Source organism: Moellerella wisconsensis ATCC 35017, assembly GCF_001294465.1.
Lineage (GTDB): Bacteria > Pseudomonadota > Gammaproteobacteria > Enterobacterales > Enterobacteriaceae > Moellerella > Moellerella wisconsensis.
In genome coordinates, this window is sequence record NZ_LGAA01000018.1 from 525894 (window position 1) to 543435 (window position 17542).

14 protein-coding genes and 1 pseudogene are annotated in these 17542 nt (G+C 34.9%); 12 read left to right on the forward strand and 3 right to left on the reverse strand.

All coding sequences use genetic code 11. From position 1 onward, the window contains the following. The first annotated feature begins 6 nt into the window (after positions 1-6). From M992_RS10365 to M992_RS15475, 12 genes are all read left to right on the forward strand, one after another. Positions 7-270: a PAAR domain-containing protein gene (locus M992_RS10365; protein WP_053908514.1), complete on the forward strand. Its 264-nt coding sequence runs from the start codon at positions 7-9 to the stop codon at positions 268-270. Continuing rightward, positions 267-1394: a hypothetical protein gene (locus tag M992_RS10370; protein ID WP_053908515.1), complete on the forward strand. Its 1128-nt coding sequence runs from the start codon at positions 267-269 to the stop codon at positions 1392-1394. Before M992_RS10365 ends, M992_RS10370 begins: the two co-directional genes overlap by 4 nt. Positions 1395-1600: 206 nt before the next feature. Further along, entirely contained in the window at positions 1601-2272 is a 672-nt protein-coding gene (locus M992_RS10375) for a heavy metal response regulator transcription factor (RefSeq protein WP_047255948.1), read from the forward strand. Beyond that, positions 2269-3633 carry a heavy metal sensor histidine kinase gene (locus tag M992_RS10380; RefSeq protein WP_053908516.1) on the forward strand — a complete coding sequence of 455 codons (1365 nt, stop codon included), beginning with the start codon at positions 2269-2271 and terminating at the stop codon, positions 3631-3633. Before M992_RS10375 ends, M992_RS10380 begins: the two co-directional genes overlap by 4 nt. An 88-nt stretch (positions 3634-3721) precedes the next feature. Further along, on the forward strand, positions 3722-4729 hold the full coding sequence (gene msrP / locus M992_RS10385; RefSeq protein WP_047255950.1) for a protein-methionine-sulfoxide reductase catalytic subunit MsrP: 1008 nt from the start codon (positions 3722-3724) through the stop codon (positions 4727-4729). Next, the gene (locus M992_RS10390; protein WP_053908517.1) at positions 4729-5322 is read left to right on the forward strand and encodes a ferric reductase-like transmembrane domain-containing protein; all 594 of its coding nucleotides are present in this window, start codon (positions 4729-4731) and stop codon (positions 5320-5322) included. Before msrP ends, M992_RS10390 begins: the two co-directional genes overlap by 1 nt. 1339 nt (positions 5323-6661) lie before the next feature. Then, positions 6662-7291, forward strand: a complete 630-nt coding sequence (locus M992_RS10395) for a fimbrial protein (protein WP_053908518.1) — start codon at positions 6662-6664, stop codon at positions 7289-7291. A 116-nt stretch (positions 7292-7407) separates the two neighbouring features. Next, entirely contained in the window at positions 7408-9921 is a 2514-nt protein-coding gene (locus M992_RS10400) for a fimbria/pilus outer membrane usher protein (protein WP_053908519.1), read from the forward strand. Positions 9922-9946: 25 nt separating this feature from the next. Continuing rightward, positions 9947-10699 carry a fimbrial biogenesis chaperone gene (locus M992_RS10405; protein WP_053908520.1) on the forward strand — a complete coding sequence of 251 codons (753 nt, stop codon included), beginning with the start codon at positions 9947-9949 and terminating at the stop codon, positions 10697-10699. Between the two features lie 25 nt (positions 10700-10724). Beyond that, a complete protein-coding gene (locus tag M992_RS10410; protein WP_053908521.1) occupies positions 10725-11273 on the forward strand; it encodes a fimbrial protein in 549 nt (182 codons plus the stop codon). Positions 11274-11324: 51 nt separating this feature from the next. Next, positions 11325-12227 (forward strand): MrpH family fimbial adhesin, encoded by a 903-nt coding sequence (locus tag M992_RS10415; RefSeq protein WP_053908522.1) that lies wholly within the window; start codon positions 11325-11327, stop codon positions 12225-12227. Between the two features lie 919 nt (positions 12228-13146). Then, positions 13147-13287, forward strand: a complete 141-nt coding sequence (locus tag M992_RS15475) for a hypothetical protein (RefSeq protein ID WP_248842517.1) — start codon at positions 13147-13149, stop codon at positions 13285-13287. A 405-nt stretch (positions 13288-13692) separates the two neighbouring features. Here the strand turns inward: M992_RS15475 and M992_RS10420 are convergent, their stop codons facing one another. From M992_RS10420 to M992_RS15480, 3 genes and pseudogenes are all read right to left on the reverse strand, one after another. Beyond that, entirely contained in the window at positions 13693-14985 is a 1293-nt protein-coding gene (locus M992_RS10420; protein ID WP_053908523.1) for an MFS transporter, read from the reverse strand. Positions 14986-15077: 92 nt separating this feature from the next. Continuing rightward, positions 15078-17204 carry an alpha-galactosidase gene (locus M992_RS10425; RefSeq protein WP_053908524.1) on the reverse strand — a complete coding sequence of 709 codons (2127 nt, stop codon included), beginning with the start codon at positions 17202-17204 and terminating at the stop codon, positions 15078-15080. A gap of 207 nt (positions 17205-17411) precedes the next feature. Continuing rightward, a pseudogene (locus tag M992_RS15480) lies at positions 17412-17542 on the reverse strand (transcriptional regulator); the annotation flags it as partial.

Sequence of the window (17542 nt, forward strand, 5' to 3'; positions counted from 1 at the left end):
CTTAACATGCGCGCACTTGTTCGATTAGGTGACAAAACTACTCATGGCGGCGAAGTGATTTCCGCTTCTGGCTCTGTGATGTACGGTAAACCGATTGCTTTAGTGGGAGATAAAGTCAGTTGTCCGAAAAAAGGACATGGTGTCAATACCATTTTACCCGGCTCAACGCGCATTTTAATATCCGGTCGCCAAGCGGCATTGAATGGTTTTCAAACCGAATGTGGCTGTACCCTCATTGCGAGCCTTTCCTCGTCAGGTGAACAGTCATGATGAGTTGGAAAATCCCCTCTTTAGAGCATCCGCCTGCACCAAGATCTCCTCGTTTGATACTTTGGCTATTCTTAATGACCGTCATCGGTACCATCGGATTTGGGGTAGGTATTTATTTATCAGAAAATAATATGCTGCCTACTAATATGGGCAATATTAGCTTTATTTTGCTTTTTATTGTTGTACCTAATTTGCTTATTTTTTCAATACGGTTACTGGTCTATTTGTTAACCTCCTATCACCATCAATCATTTACCGATATGTTAGATGACGCACAACAAGAATGGCGCTATTGGGCAAGTAAGCATCTCGGATTACTGGCTCATTCACGTCTCACTCACATTGATGAAGAAAATAAGGATGAGTTCAAGTTATTATCATTGCCGACAAACAAAGATAATGTACTCAAACTAGATGGGTTGAAATCACGGCCTTCGTGGGAAAAACAAGAGCAGGTTATCGTAGAATTACTCACACCGATAGCAGAGTATTATCATCAGTATGCATTGACCCAACCAATCACTTTTTATTGGCAAGCTCAAAAGGCAGATACTGATTGGATAGCCCTTATCCAAGAAGAAGCAACTCGGTTATCGCTAAATATTGAATCCATTCAACCCTTACCACAAGAGTCACTGAGTGAATGGCTACTCGCACTTTATGAAGAACCGTTTGAGCCCAAACTTTACATGATTATTTCATGCCACTTAGATGATACTCGTTCCAGTGAAGAGGCGTCGTGTTTACTTCTGACACCACAAGAACTCTATGAGCATTTGCGTGTACCAGCTAAAGCCGAGCTATTACGCCCTATTTCCACGGATATAAAGTCATTCGATGAAGCATTAAAAATACTGTGTGAATTTCAATTAGCCGGCAGCCAATTAAATGCCGTTTGGCATAATGAAGTCAGTGATAACAATAAAGGAAAATGTATTGAGAGTTATGCACAACAAAAAGTAACCCGCATTTCTGAGCATTTTTATGATGTGGATTTATTTTTAGGGAAAGGAGGAATAGCTAGGCATAGCGTGGCATTATCGCTGGTAAGTGGTGAACAATATCCCCTGCTCATTGTTCACCAAAATGGTAATAATCTGTTATTACAACAGGTACTCATATAGTAAGATATTATTATATGCTAAAGGAGCGATAATTTATTTTATCCCGCGGTGTTCCACCTTATAACCGTTAATACTTACGTTTAAGCTATCGGCATATTATCTTTTTATAGATAGACTCTATTTACTCTGTTCATTTTTAATTATCAAATCAATCAAAACTCGATTAAAATAAAATAGACTCAAATTCAATTCGTTATCGGATTAGCATGCGAATATTATTAATTGAAGATCATATTAAAACCCAAAATTGGGTAAAAAAAGGCTTAGAGGAAGCGGGTTTTCTGGTTGATGTTGCTGAAGATGGTCGCGATGGGCTCTATTTCGCTTTAGAACATAATTATCAACTGGTTATTCTCGATATCATGCTTCCAGGAATGAATGGCTGGGATGTGCTTAAAATATTACGGACCTCTAAAAATATTCCGGTTATCTGTCTCACTGCACGTGATGCCGTTGATGATCGAATTAAAGGGCTAGAATTGGGTGCCAATGATTATTTAGTTAAACCTTTTTCTTTTTCTGAGCTATTAGCACGAGTCAAAAATCAATTGAAAATCAATCAGCCTACTTTAACTACATTAACCATTGCTGATCTTAAAATTGATCTAACTCGCCACGATGTAGAGCGCGGAGAGAAAAAAATAATTCTTACCCGCCAAGAGTATTCTCTTTTACTGTTTTTTGTGTTGCGTTGTGATGAAATATTACCTCGTACTTTAATCGCCAGTGAAGTCTGGGGGATTGATTTTGATAGTGATACCAATATCATTGATGTTGCTATTCGTCGGCTTCGAAAAAAAATCGACGATGGATTTGATATTAAACTTATAGAAACCATTCGTGGTATGGGCTATCGACTGAATAAGCCAATAGAATGAAAAAAAGATCGCTACGTTTTAAGCTTATTAGCTTATTTATCCTATTGATGGTTATCAATGCAGGTATTGTGACATGGATGCTGTACCATTCTCTCGAAAATGAATTAGTCTCTCAAGATAATCGGCTACTGGTAAATCGAGCAGATCAATTAGCAAAATTAATTGCTGGTGGCATTGATATTCAAACATTACCGACCTACTTTCAAAGCATGATGGATATGCGCCAAGATATTATCCAAATAACAGATGCAACTGGGCATATTTTAGTAGGCTCAAATACCGAATATCTCGATAGTTATCCACTGCGATTAGTCAATTTTGAGCAATTAAATATTAACTCAATTAACCATTGGCATACCCCTGAAGGCATACCTTTTGCGGCCGTCTATTTTGAGACAGATTCACCTATCGGGCAATTATATGTCGTGTTAGGCAAAGTATCCGTCGATCGTAGTGGTGTTCTTCATTTATATTTGATCCAAAGTTTAATCGTTTCTGTACTTTCAATATTACTCATGGGGTTACTCAGCTTATGGCTGCTGAAAAAAGGACTTTCTGATATTCAATCGCTAAGCCGTATCACTATGAAAACAGATATTCACGCTCTCAATACTCTTATCGATATTGAGCAACTTCCTGAAGAACTCAAAGAGCTGGGGGAATCGATGAATATTATGCGACAACGATTAAAACATGATTTTGTGAAACTAACTCAATTAGCGGATGATTTAGCACACGAACTAAGAACACCGATTAATGCAATTAGGGTACAAAATGAAATTATTTTACGCCGTTCAAGAAGTGTCGCAGAATATGAAGCGGTGATTGTCAGTAATATTGAAGAACTCGATAAACTGGCGCAAATGATCCAGAGTACTCTATTTATTGCGCGAGCTGAAAATAAGAACATTAGACTGAATCGCGAAGAACTCTCAGTATATGAAATTATTAACGAGGTCTATGAACTTTTCGCTACTTCAGCAGAAGAAAAGCACATCACATTATATTGTCCCCCATCGCCAGTGATTATTTCTGCTGATTATTTACTATTATCCCGTGTTTTTATTAACTTAATATCCAATGCGATTAAATATTCTCGAGATAAAACTCAAGTAACCACACAAATAACAACGCAGTCCGAGCATGTTATAATTCGAATGATCAATCACGGAGAGCCTATGTTAGATCATCCTGAAATTTTCACTCGCTTTTGGCGAGGGGATAATGCACGTACGACCGAAGGCACAGGATTAGGATTATCTATCGTTAAAGCTATTGTCGAATTACATAATGGCGAAGTCAGTTTTGCTCATCAGGCAGGTACTAGTACACTTACTCTGCGGTTCCCGATTTCTCATTAAGATGACAAATTTGTCATCTTAATGTCAGTTATTTTTATTGCGCTTACGGTATAACCAATGGTCTTCGTATTTTACTTTGGAGCGCAGAATGAAAAATCCACCTAAAATTCCAACATCCCAAGTTACGTCTGAATCCGTCTTTTTTATGAAACGCCGGGAATTATTGAAAGCTCTCGGTGCCGGCGCGGTTGGTCTGGCTGTTAGCTCCCAAGCCCATGCTGGCTTATTTTCTTGGTTCAGTGACGAGTCACCTTCTGTGCCGGTTACGCCTAGAAAACAACTAACATTTATCCAGCCAGAAGCCTACCAATCATCATTGGTATTAACTCCCGAAGATAAGGTGATCGGCTATAATAATTTTTATGAATTTGGATTGGGTAAAGCCGATCCCGCTGAGAATGCGCATACGCTAATTACAGACGAATGGAAAGTAACTATCGATGGTGAAGTTAATCGTCCATTGACTCTTAATTTAGATGATATTAATCGTAAATTTCCTCTTGAAGAGCGGATTTATCGCATGCGTTGTGTTGAAGCGTGGTCAATGACGATTCCGTGGATAGGCTTTCCTTTAGCTAAATTATTAGCGCTAGTTGAACCAACAAGTAAAGCGAAATATGTCGCGTTTGAAACTCAATATGCCCCTGAACAAATGCCGGGACAAAAAAGCCGTTTTATCGGTGGGGGCTTACCTTATCCTTATATTGAAGGATTACGTTTAGATGAAGCGATGAATCCACTGACATTACTGGCTACTGGTGTATATGGCAAAACATTACCCAACCAAAATGGTGCCCCAATTCGCCTAGTTGTTCCATGGAAATATGGATTTAAAGGTATAAAATCCATTGTGAAAATCCGCTTGACTGAACAAATGCCAGAAACCACATGGAACCTATCAGCACCTAACGAATATGGCTTTTATGCCAATGTAAATCCCAATGTAAATCATCCCCGTTGGTCTCAAGCAACTGAGCGTTTTATTGGCTCTGGCGGTTTAGGTCACGTTTCGCGTCAACCAACTTTATTATTTAATGGATATGGCGAACAAGTTGCTAGTTTATATAAAGACATGGATTTACGGAGATACTTTTAATGCCTCAAAAAAATCGGTGGTTAATTTGGCTCACTAAAGGAATAGGACACCTTATCGCCTTATTACCTCTACTTGAGCTGATTTTTTTAATTAGAATGGATCAATTAGGCGCAGATCCCGCTAAAGATATTCAACACTTTACTGGGATTAGCGCATTACGCATACTGATCCTTATTGCGCTAATTCCATTATTAGCACGTTTATTTCAATTTACCGCACTGTTTGAAGTAAGAAAGCTATTGGGATTATGGTGTTTTGTCTGGGCAATACTCCATTTAAGTAGTTATCTTGTACTTGAAATTGGTATAAATGATTTATCTTTATTTTTTGCAGAAGTTTTCTCTCGAGTCTACTTAATACTTGGTGCAATCGGCTGGCTATGTCTATTAGTAATGGCAATTAGCTCATTAGATCCTATTAAAAATAGATTAGGCTTGTGGTGGAAAAAAATTCATTTATTACTCTACCCCACACTATTATTAGTACTGTGCCACTTTATTTTATCGCTAAAAACGCTGACGCCAGAACCCTTTATTTATTTAGCTCTAATCAGTTGTAGCTTTATTTATCGTAGATGGAGCACAAAGAAATAATTCAAAAGATAAATATCACGGTATTCAACCAATGGATATCGTTGATATAAAGTCAAATTAACTTTGCGCCTCTCCTTTGTTATTTTATACATCGATATTGCTTCTGTGCACCTTTCCCTCGTAATGTAAAATACTAATTAATACCAGACTGGATTTTACCTATATTCATAATATATTCGTTATTCAGCCTTTCCATACTAATCCACCACTAAAATTTCAAATATTCTCCTTTGATACCATTGCTATCTTGTATTAAACCGTAAAATTTAATGATGAAATAACTAGCGTATTAAAACTAATACACGTTTTTAAAGCTCCAATTTTCATTTCTACGCTTAACAAAAGATACCTTTAGCTATCTATAGATGTATAAAATAAACTAGTAATGTAAAAAATTCGTTAATTACAAATGGCTGGCGAATTAAATTATTTAAGCGAAAAGCATAAATAAAATGGTAATAATTTTTCAGCCAGGTAGTCTTAAAATGATTGTTAATTATAAAAAACAAGGTTATAATTCACATAAAAACAATAACGTATATTACTATTAGTAAGTAAATCAATCTTTATAGATTTTAATAATTATTAAAATTTGGGATAAAGTTAAAAATTTAAAAAATAAAAAACACAGAAAAATTGATATAGATCAAAAAAATAATAAAAAACAAAAAATAACTTATTTTTAACAAAAAATAATCAATTAATATACAATAATATATGCTAGTTATTACTATTTAAAATATCTATTTATATTCTTAATTACCTTGTATTTAAATGTAAATTTATCTAAATGATTATAAATCATATCCACATTATATTTCTAAGCTGATTTAAAATAAGATGAGAATAATTTAATTTTAAATTTCTATAAAATGATATTTCATTAGAAATTACAAAATAAATATACAAAAAAGTCTAATTTTGATTATTAAAATAAGACCATCAAAAGAATTTAACAATAATATCAGCTTGTATAGATGAAATACTCAGTTACAGTTATTACTAATCATAGCTAAGCAAGATGAATTTATTGTATATTTATCAATTAATTAAAATATTAATCATAACTAAATCCCATATCCTATCAAAGTAAATAAAATGTTTTTTTTAACTAAAAAATAACAAATCAACATGAAACATTTTACGTTTATTCGTAAAAAGAGTGATCATAATTAGAAAATGCGTTAATCTTTAAAAATAGAATTAATGTGAGTGGTTTGTATTACCGCTCCAAAATACTAAACATACATTAATTACATAACCTCTATTTATTTGAATGGTAATACTGTTATTCAAATAATATTTTCTATATAAAAAAAATAACTGTAGGAATTTAATTGTGAAATTACAAAATAAATTTATCATTGCTGTATTAACTACTGCAGCCGCAACTACTTTTGCTCATGCTGCGGGTAATCAAGGCCAAGGCTCAGGTAAAGTACAATTTCATGGATATATTATTGATGCTCCATGCTCAATTATTTCTCAAGATCCTATTAAAGTAGAATTTGGCCAAATTTCACGTAAAGTTTTACAAGCAAATAATAATACGGGTGAAAGCTCAATTCAGCCATTTGCAATTGAATTAGCTGATTGTACATTCGATGAAGCACGTAAAGATGGAAATGATGCGGATATACCAGGTGAATATGTTGGTGATAAAGTTACTGTAACTTTTTCATATGGCGCAGCTATTAGTGGACAAGATACAAGTGGCAATCCAGTGACATCGGATATGGTTGGTTTTGATGGCACGGGTAATATGGGTGCAGGAGTAGTTATTGTATCTAATAATACTGTCGTTAAAAATGGCGTCCCTTTACCGCCACAAAAACTCCAAACTGGACCAAATACATTAGGCTTTACTTCTTATGTAAAGGGTTTAGGTATCCCTGATACAAAAGATACACCATCAATTCAAACAGGGGAATTTTACGCAACAGCCAACTTTACTTTAAGTTATGAGTAATACATTATATAAGTAACTAAATATAACAGGGTTAATCACACTATTAGCCCTGTTATTTATAATAATAGTATTAAATATTACATTACAGCATTTATACTTAGATAGTAGGAAGGCTTATGTTAGCCACAGCAGATAACACCGTTTATTGCAGATATAAAAATTTAACTATAGCTGTGTGTTTTCTTATAGGTGTATTCTCTTTCAATAGTTACGGTAATAACGTTGAATTCAGTGTTAACATGCTGAATTTAGATGATAATGAAAATATCGATGTATCTCGATTTTCAAAATCAAATTATATCCAGCCAGGCAACTACAATATGGCTTGGCAAGTTAATCAATTAAACATACCTGAACAAAACTTCTCTGTTTATCAAGATAAACAAAATACAGATAATACTATTCTTTGTATTCCAAAAAAGACTATTGAAACATTAACCTTAAATAAAAAAGCCATAAAAGAAATAAAATTATTTCACAATGGAGAATGTTTAGATCTAAATTCTCTACCAGGATCATCATACAAAATTGATTTTGGTACTCAAACTCTTTATATAACTATACCTAAAATGTACGTGGAATATTCAGAGGAAAATTGGGAACCCCCTTCTCGTTGGGATGAGGGTATTCCCGGTTTTTTACTCGATTATAACGCGAACATTAGTTCTACCCATGATAATAGCCTAACCTCAGAAAATTTATCTCTTAATGCTAATGGTGTCGCTGGCGTCAATTTAGGCTCTTGGAGATTGAGAGGTAATTGGCAAATATCTAATAGATATGGAAAACATGCAAATACTAATAACTCAACTAAGCTCACGCAACTTTATGCTTATACAGCCTTAAAGAGCCTCCAATCACGCTTATTATTGGGGGAAAACTTCCTAGATTCTAATTTATTTTCTAGTTTTAGATTCATTGGGGGGGCAATGATGACAGATCAGAATATGATCCCTCCTAATTTAAGAGACTATGCTCCTGAGGTATCAGGCGTTGCAAACTCTAATGCCCTAGTTATTGTTTCTCAAAATAATCGCGTTTTATACCAGACTCAAGTTCCTCCGGGTCCATTTACGATTACTGATCTTCCAAGTTATGCTAATGGAGAGTTAGACGTTAGGGTTGAAGAGCAAAATGGCTCTGTTCAAGAATATCAAGTAAACGCTACCTCTATTCCTTATTTGGCTAGGCCAGGTAGTTTTCGATATAAAATTTCAGCCGGTCGCCCCTCAAATGAAGATAGGCAAACGATAGGATCTATGTTTGCATCAGGTGAATTTTCATGGGGAGTAAGTAATAACTGGTCATTATTTGCAGGTAGCTTAAATAATCATGACTACAATGCGTTCTCTATCGGATTAGGGCGTAACCTGTATAACTTTGGCTCAATTTCATTCGATATTACAAATAGTTATGCAAATATTAAACAACAAAACAATAATACTAATAAAGGCACAGCTTACAGGGTTAACTATATTAAATCATGGGCTGAAATTCAGTCTCAGCTTCGCATGTCCTTAGTAAAATATAGTAATAATAATTTTTACTCTATGTCAGATTTTTTGTATTCTGATTTTTATAACACAGCCCAGAATAAGAAAAGTAAAGAACAATATACAGTATCCTTCAATAAACAATTTAGAGATCAAAGAATCTCAACTACATTAAACTATAACTATAAAACGTACTGGAATAATAATAAAAATGATTATCGCTATGACTTGATGCTAACCAAATATGTTGATTTCTTTAATTATAAAAATATTTCATTGAATTTTAGTGGTTATAAGGGTCGTAACATGAATTATGATGATAAAGGTTTTTTCTTTAGCGCATCTATTCCTTGGGGTGACTCATCAAGTTTAAGTTATAATCTTGTGTCAGATGATAATTATGTTAGTCATACTGTAGGTCTCTATAATAGAGTTGATGATAAATTAAATTATCGTTTAAATGTTGGAAGTAACGATTCTAAAGCTAATGTAAATACATTTATAAATTATGATGCAAATAACGTAAAATTAAATTTAGCAGCGAGCTATACTCAATCTCAATATCAGTCAATCAGTTTAAACGCTCAAGGTGGTATGACATTAACTAACCAAGGCGGTGCTTTTCATCGTACGGGAATCGCTGGTAATACCCGTATTTTAGTTGATACTGATGGCGTTGCAAATATTCCAATTAAAGGGTATAGCATACCGTCATATTCAAACATATTTGGTAAAGCAGTATTGCCTGAAGTTAGAAATTATTATAGAAATAAAATTTCAATAGATCTAAATAAATTGCCTGATGATGCTGATGCTATAGATACGGTTGATTTAGCGACAATGACAGAAGGTGCAATAGGATATCGTAAATTTCAAATACTATCTGGTCAAAAAATGATGACTGTCATTAGCTTAAAAGATGGATCTCATCCACCATTTGGTGTAGAGGTTTTTAATCATAAAATGCATAATATTGGAATTGTCGGCGAAAATGGCTATACATATCTTGCAGGATTAGTCCCTGATGAATCAATTATCATTAAATCAAATGAAGAACAATGTGAAATTAAGCTACCACATGAACTTCCATCTGCGGATAAAACATTATTCTTGATCTGTACTGAAAACGCACAGTAATAAATATAATTATTTTGAGGTTATTATGTCTAAAGTAATAAAATTACTATCTATTAGTACAATATTATCTATTACCTTTACTGCTCAAGCAGCACTATCCCTCGATAGAACTCGAATTATTTTTAATGGAGATCAAAAATCTATAACATTAAATGTCTCTAATAATAGCAATTTATTGCCTTATTTAGCTCAAGCATGGATGGATAATATTGAGGGTAAAAAAGTACAAACTCCTTTTGCTATACTACCACCTATTCAACGGGTTGAAGTGGGTAAACCGACACAAATAAAAATTGAAGCATTACCTATTATTAACCAAGAGTTACCACAAGATAGAGAAAGTTTATACTATTTTAATTTTAGAGAAATACCACCAAAAAGTGAACAAGCAAATGTATTACAATTATCGATACAAACTAAAATAAAACTTTTCTATCGTCCAAAAAATATTATTGTTTCTGGTACGGATATTAATAATAATCCGTGGCAACCTAAATTAACCCTAGTTAAAAATGGAACCAATATTATTGCTAAAAATCCTACAGCCTACTATACAACTATTATTGGAATAGCTCCGGGTAAGGATAAAAAAACACTAACTAATTTTGAAGCTTTTATGGTTCCACCTTTTGGAGAAACTGCCGTAAATCTTAATTATTCGTCAATGGGATCATCCCCTGTTTTAACTTATATCGATGATTATGGTGGTAGAGTTAAAATGAGTTTTGCATGTAATACAACAAATTGTACATATATAAAAGATTCGTTAGTTAAATAATTAAAACTTAATAAAGGTAAATACAATGAAAATAGCCCCTCATCATATTTTTATGTTTTTAACCTTTCTATATATATCGGTATTATCAAATACTGCAATAGCAGAAAGCTTAGGTATCTTACAAACAAGAATTGAAGTAAAAGGCGTCCTTATTGGTAATACCTGTGATATCGAAAATAATGATATAAAAGTAGAGATGGGACGCTATACCAATAAAGATCTCCAATTTCATGACAGGATGCCTAGTGTACCCTTCGAAATTAAGATCAAAAATTGTGGTGTTGACTTTGAAAATGATGCAAAAATTACATTCACGGGTAATGAAAGTACAGATTTTGATTTACAAGGATTTTTAGCCCTAGATGCTAGTAGCTCAGCCAGTGGATTTGCAATTGGTTTCGAAGATAATACTGGCCATTTTTTACCTCTGTATCAACAAAGTAAAGTTTATCCTTTAAAGGGAGATAATGGCGTCATGCAATTTAAAGCCTTTTTAAAAGCGGATAAAAAATTAAACAAAGTTGTTAGTGGTGAATTTTTTGCTACTGCAAATTTTTTAATCGAATATGAATAAATTTAGTGTTTCAAATATTAAATATAACTGTGGCTCATAGGCTATAATACTATGCTAAAAAAATTATTATTATTATCATTCTGTCTTTTCACTGGATATATCAGTATACAACCTCTTACTGCACTTGCTGATAATGACTGGTATGTCAGTATCCCTGAGTCTATAGTTGATATGAATGCCCCTTGGAATGAACGCTTCCAATATACTTCCGTGGTTTATTTAACTGACCAAGGGTTAAAATCAAAAATACCGCTCCCATTTGATTGTTCAGTTAAGTGTTGGGTCGCTGTTAATACCCAAAATGCAAACAATCCTAGTCAACCTCGTTATGTTGATCCTGGGCAGCCCAATGTTATGTTTAAAGGGAAAACCACTGGCGATGCACTTTCAGCTTTATATAATAATATCGGCTCGATGATTTATACCTCTCAAGGCACCGCACCAGATAGAAGAGGAGAAGGTATTGAATGGTGTGGTGCAGTCGCTATATCACCGTCCGGATCTGGCTCTTCATATGTTTTGCTACCCGGAGGTGAGTGTGGCCGTCTTCCTCCTGCCTCACTATCCTGTGTGCTATTAACGCCAGATGTTTTACTCGATTATGGCGAATTTCATAAAAGTGATCTCTTAGATAATTCTCTTGATAAACGAAAAGATGGAACATTTAAAATAAAATGTGACAGAGATGCTACTGTTCTATTATCTCTTATTAGCCAAGATGAAGAAAATAGTACAAATAGAGGAACAAGGATTGTTTTTGATGATAATTATGATTTAGTCAGTTATTTGACCATTAATGATAAAGCAGCTTTAACGCCAACTCCCTTTGAAGTAACAGGTGGAGATAATGGTACCGAATTTAAAGTCACTTCAGAATTAGCTTTAGAGGGTGATCAGAAAGTTGTCTTAGGACCATTTTCTTCCTATGCTTACATTGTTTTATCTTATCAATAATTATTCTATTATACTTCACTGTAATATAGCGATATTCACAATATTGCTATATTACATTCCATCATGAGAACAGCTTGCCAGTCTCTTTAAATAAGATAGCTATAATTAAATTTACTGCCTAACAACGTGCAAAGATTAATAAAAATAACCCCTTTTACTAAGACTTAATTGAGTTTAAAAACTGAGACATCAAACATACAATATGCCAATAATATCAAACTGGACGATGAAGGCTTCGAAAAAAAAATAGCGATACTGTAGGAAGTCGATATTTTTTATATTTACACATTGATTATATTTATAATAAATAACTGAACTTATTCATTTGAAGAACTACAATATAATCTATATTCATACTATATTAACTTATATCTAATTTCCCCAATGAGGTTATTCTCAAAATAAACAACTAATGTGCCATTATCTTGTATTTATTTACCAAGAGTAAACACATATAGTCGTTTGTTGTTCGTGTTACCTGCTATCCGCTATTGCCTGGTAATTCAAACTATAAAAAATCATCTGTGCGTTGCTGTCTGATAATTATTTTAATTTCTAAGGATAATCAATGACGATGCCCTCTTTTTCTTCCGGTAATATCTACCGTCATAACCAGACTGCCTCGGATCGCCTTGCTCGTGAAAATTGTGACTGATCGCGCCCTGTTTCTACTGACGTTATTCAGGCTGCCCGTAAGGTCAGTTGGGAAGTCCGCTTAACCCCAGCTAAACTGCCTGCGAGATAGCTACCTGATGTACGCGGTTTGCGTATTCTATGTCTTGCCGCTTCAGGAGGATAACAAGCCCCCGTATTGGCTGCTGCTGGCGCAGAAGTAGTTATTCTAGATGCTTCATCGGAACAATTGGCGTGAGATTAAAAGGAAACAACTTAGCCATGAAGCTCTGGTTTTTAGTCATACATGGCAGATCAAATTAATGGGCAACTAACCGCTAGTTTTATGCTGACAGGTTTTGATGAGGCATTTCAACCCAATCCACGTTTTATGATAGATAATTATATGCCAACATTTATCGCAACATGTGCAATTAAATCTGTTTAGCCTCTAGATCAAACATAGTCTAGTATAAGTACAGTGTGGTATAAATACAGCCTTTGGGATTCACATAGGAATTCAGTACAAAATTATCTATTTTCTCCTCTTGATTAAGTTTTATAATTACCGTATCAAAGAAAATACATTCTTCAGATTGTAAATATCCATAGTACATAGATATATTTATTTTAAAGCTAAATTACAATATCTTCTATTTCCTCAAGAAGCTTATATTATTTATTAGTAATTTTTATATAAATTATAGTATTTTTCATATTGATGATTTAAACGCCAAAATATAAATTTTTTGTCTCACATATATTATTTTGTCAATTGATAATAATAAATCTAGACCGATAATATCAGCCTAGATTTATTATTGACAGTTTTTCACCCCTAGGATAATTAAAACTAATTTTTCACAGGGAGATACTTATCATTCACTAATTTATCGGTTTTAGGCTTGTCATTGGTTAAAGTCGCAATAGAAATAACCGTTACAGTTAAGGCTATCAGGCCCAAGACTAAATATGTACCGTGAAAACCTATTTTATCGTACATATTACCGGCAAAAGTCGACAGAAATATAGCCGAGAACTGTTTTGCAAATTGAAAACCAATTAAATAGATCGTAGCAGATAAACGAGTATCAAATACTGATGTAATATATTTAAATGTTCCAACTAATAAAAAAGGGACTTCTAAGGCATGTAGCATTTTTAACGCAATAACTTCAACCGCATTGGTTGCAAATGCAGAGCCAATAATCCGAATCGACATAATAGAACCCGCGATAATTAGGGTTCTTTTAGCTCCTATGCGATTGATAATCCACGGAGAACAAAACATAATAATCGCATTAGCCGCTTCTCCTGCGGTAGTTGCAAATCCAAAAACCTCAGTTCCCCGCTGTGGATTTACAAAGAAACCTTTAAAGAAAGTTGCGAATTGTTGGTCAAAGACATCGTATACACAAGCCACGCCTACCACATAGAGAATAAACATCCACATTTTGGGCATTTTAAATAACTTGGCGACCATTTTAAGGTTAAACTGGGCACTATTAGCGCCTAGGGCATTCATCACTTGGAGTGTTTTATTTTGCTCCGGATGTGCCAGTAATAAAAGGACTAATAATAAAATTCCGGCCGCTGAGCCCATCCAAAATACAATATTAGGATTATTATAAAATAATAATCCCGCAGTAGAGGCACAAATTCCCCAACCAATGCAGCCGAACATTCTGGCTTTGCCGTATTCAAAATGAGTATTACGGCTAACACGTTCAATATAGGCTTCAATAGCACCTGCCCCACCGGAAAAAACAAAGCCTAAATATAATCCGCCGACCAAAGCACCTAAAAATATATTAGTTTTTAGTAATGGAGCGAAGATATAAATAAAGAAAGGTGCAAAAAAAACTAAAGCAATAGATATAATCCAAACTAGATTCTTTTTTAAACCTAATTTGTCAGAGATCATACCTAATATAGGTTGGAAAACGATAGCAAAAAAGGAAAGTGATGAGAAGACAATACCTGTTTCCAATTTATTTAAGCCAATAACTTCAGAGAGCCAAATAGGTAAAAAAGGAAAACAAGTGGCCATAATAAAGAAATACAGAAAAAAATAACTACCAAAAATCCAAAAGTTTTTATTATGTATATAATTACACTCAGGAAGTGATTGATTTTGATTATTCACTTTGATACCTCACTATATCAGCACTCTATGATCACAGTGCAAGACACCATCCTATAAGGAGATACATTCAACAGTGTTTCTCCACACTATATTTATATCTTTTCAATTTTGATTAGGATGGCAGTCTCTGGGTCTAATATCGGTAATTCAAGCCCCGCATTAGCTAGCCATTCACCTTGATATTCAGAAAGTTGTGTCACCCAATGAGGTAAAACACGCATTGTATGTCCGCCTTGCCCTACAATCTGAATATCAGGCTCACCCATAAGTTTTACGCGATAACATGCGCTGGGTTGTAGCCCTGGAATACGTAGTTGGCCCGATAATGCATATCTAGGCATTGCTAATTGACTGATAACAAAGATCGCTTGTTGCTGATCTTGGCTGACAACACCCTGTACTTGAGTAGTATCATCATCCATATCAACACGCCAAAAATTTCCGTTATGAATAAGTTCACGAATGGACTGATGCAATTGGATATATTTTGCATATCCTTGGCGTTCTGCTTCATCAGCAATTATCGGATCTAACTCAATCCCCATATGCCCTAATAACGCGGTTAAGCCTCTGAATTCAATCGTATGCTGTCGACCTGTAGCATGACAAATACGGTTACCAATATGCGCGCCCATAACCTCTAAAGGGAAAAAGTAGCTCATTCCTTTCTGAATAGTTTGACGCTCTAAAGCATCATTATTATCAGATGCCCAAAAACGGTGAGTTCGTTTGAGAATTTCAAAATCGATACGACCTCCGCCAGAAGCACAGGATTCAAATTCAACCTGAGGGAAAGCTGCATTTAGCTGATCAAATAGGCGATAAACTTGATGTGTTTGTCTATCTGCCGCAGCTTGGCCTAAATGCGCAGGTTGAACTAATTCACGATTCATATCCCATTTAACATAGTCAATCTGATGGTTTTCCAATAACCAACTCATTCTTTCAAATAAATAGTGAAAAACATCAGGATTGGATAAATCTAATACATATTGAAAGCGTCCAGTGGGCTGTTGATAACCCACTTGTCCTAACAGCCAATTGGGATGCGCACGAAATAAATCCGAATCTGGATTAATCATTTCTGGTTCAACCCAAATTCCAAATTGCATGCCCGCATCTTTAACGTGATCAATAACTGGTGTTAAACCATCAGGATATTTTTCTTGGTCTAAATACCAATCGCCTAGACCTGCATGATCGTCATGACGATGTTTAAACCAGCCATCATCAATAATAAAACGCTCAACCCCCAACTTAGCAGCTGCTGTCGCCATTTTTTTTATATATTCAGGGTTATGATTAAAATAAATACCTTCCCAAGTATTTAAATGTACTGGTCGCTGTTGAATATGTGGGAAACGAATAATTTCATCGCGTAAAAACTGATGGAATTGATGGCTCATTCCATTTAATCCGGTCGTTGAATATGCGGCATAAACCCAAGGTGTGGTTAACGATTCATGTTGCTTAAGTTCGATTTCGCCAGCAAAATATAATGCTTCTAATTGTACTTGGCGTCGACCGTCGGATTTGATATCAGTACGTAACCGATGATTTCCGCTCCATCCTAAATGAAATCCCCATACTTCACCGTGCTGTTCGCTAAATCCTTGGGGACCAATCATCATTCCAGGGAAATATTCATGCGATGTCCTTCCCCGCCGATTTTCTTGCACAAAAGCACCATGCGCTAATAGAGTACGATGAGATTGAAACTCTTTGGCCCAACGCCCATGAAATGCCATGACTTCGTTAGCTCTTGTTGGTAAAGGTAATGTCATCGCTAATCGGTTAACTTGCCACGGTGTCGATTTAAGATTAGTAAGGGTATTGCGAATTTGAAGTACACTACTAGATGTACTCAAGATCACTTCTGTCACAAAACGTAACCCGGCAATATTATCCTCTGCTGTAATAATCAATTTCTGTTGCTGTTGTTCGGCGTGCTTAAACTCAAAAATAGGAAATGCATCAATGCCACTTCTGTGGCCTTCTAAGCCAGGAACACTGAATAATCCTCGACCATTTTCTGCGGCTAAACTAATAGGGACATCAACATCGACGCGGCTATTGGCTACCGGGCGCTGTAAACTCGTAAAGTTATCAGCACAAAAATAGTCTAAATGCGCCCCCCAGTAAATAATCTCAGCCGTATTATCACAACGGATCACTACATCAGTTAATGGACTTTCTAAACGGAAAATGGTCGGTTTCATAATTAACTCCTCAAATTTCATTAGCTATATCATTAACCCGAAACGTTTCGGATAAAAACCAAAACGTTTCGGATCCGTGATCTATGCAACAAACAATCGATATTTTGATAGAATTATATGAAGGGGTTATTTTGACAATAGTGCTTATAAATAGTCTCGGTAAATAGTGCCGATAAAAGTAAAATTATTGAATGATTTATACTACGGTTATACGCTATCCAGACGCAGCGTCGGCTGCCATAAGACCTGTAATTCAGAAACAGGCTGCCCATCTATTAGCGCTAAAATCATCTGTGCAATTTGCTGTCCAACACGTTCTCGTGTCGCTTGTACACATC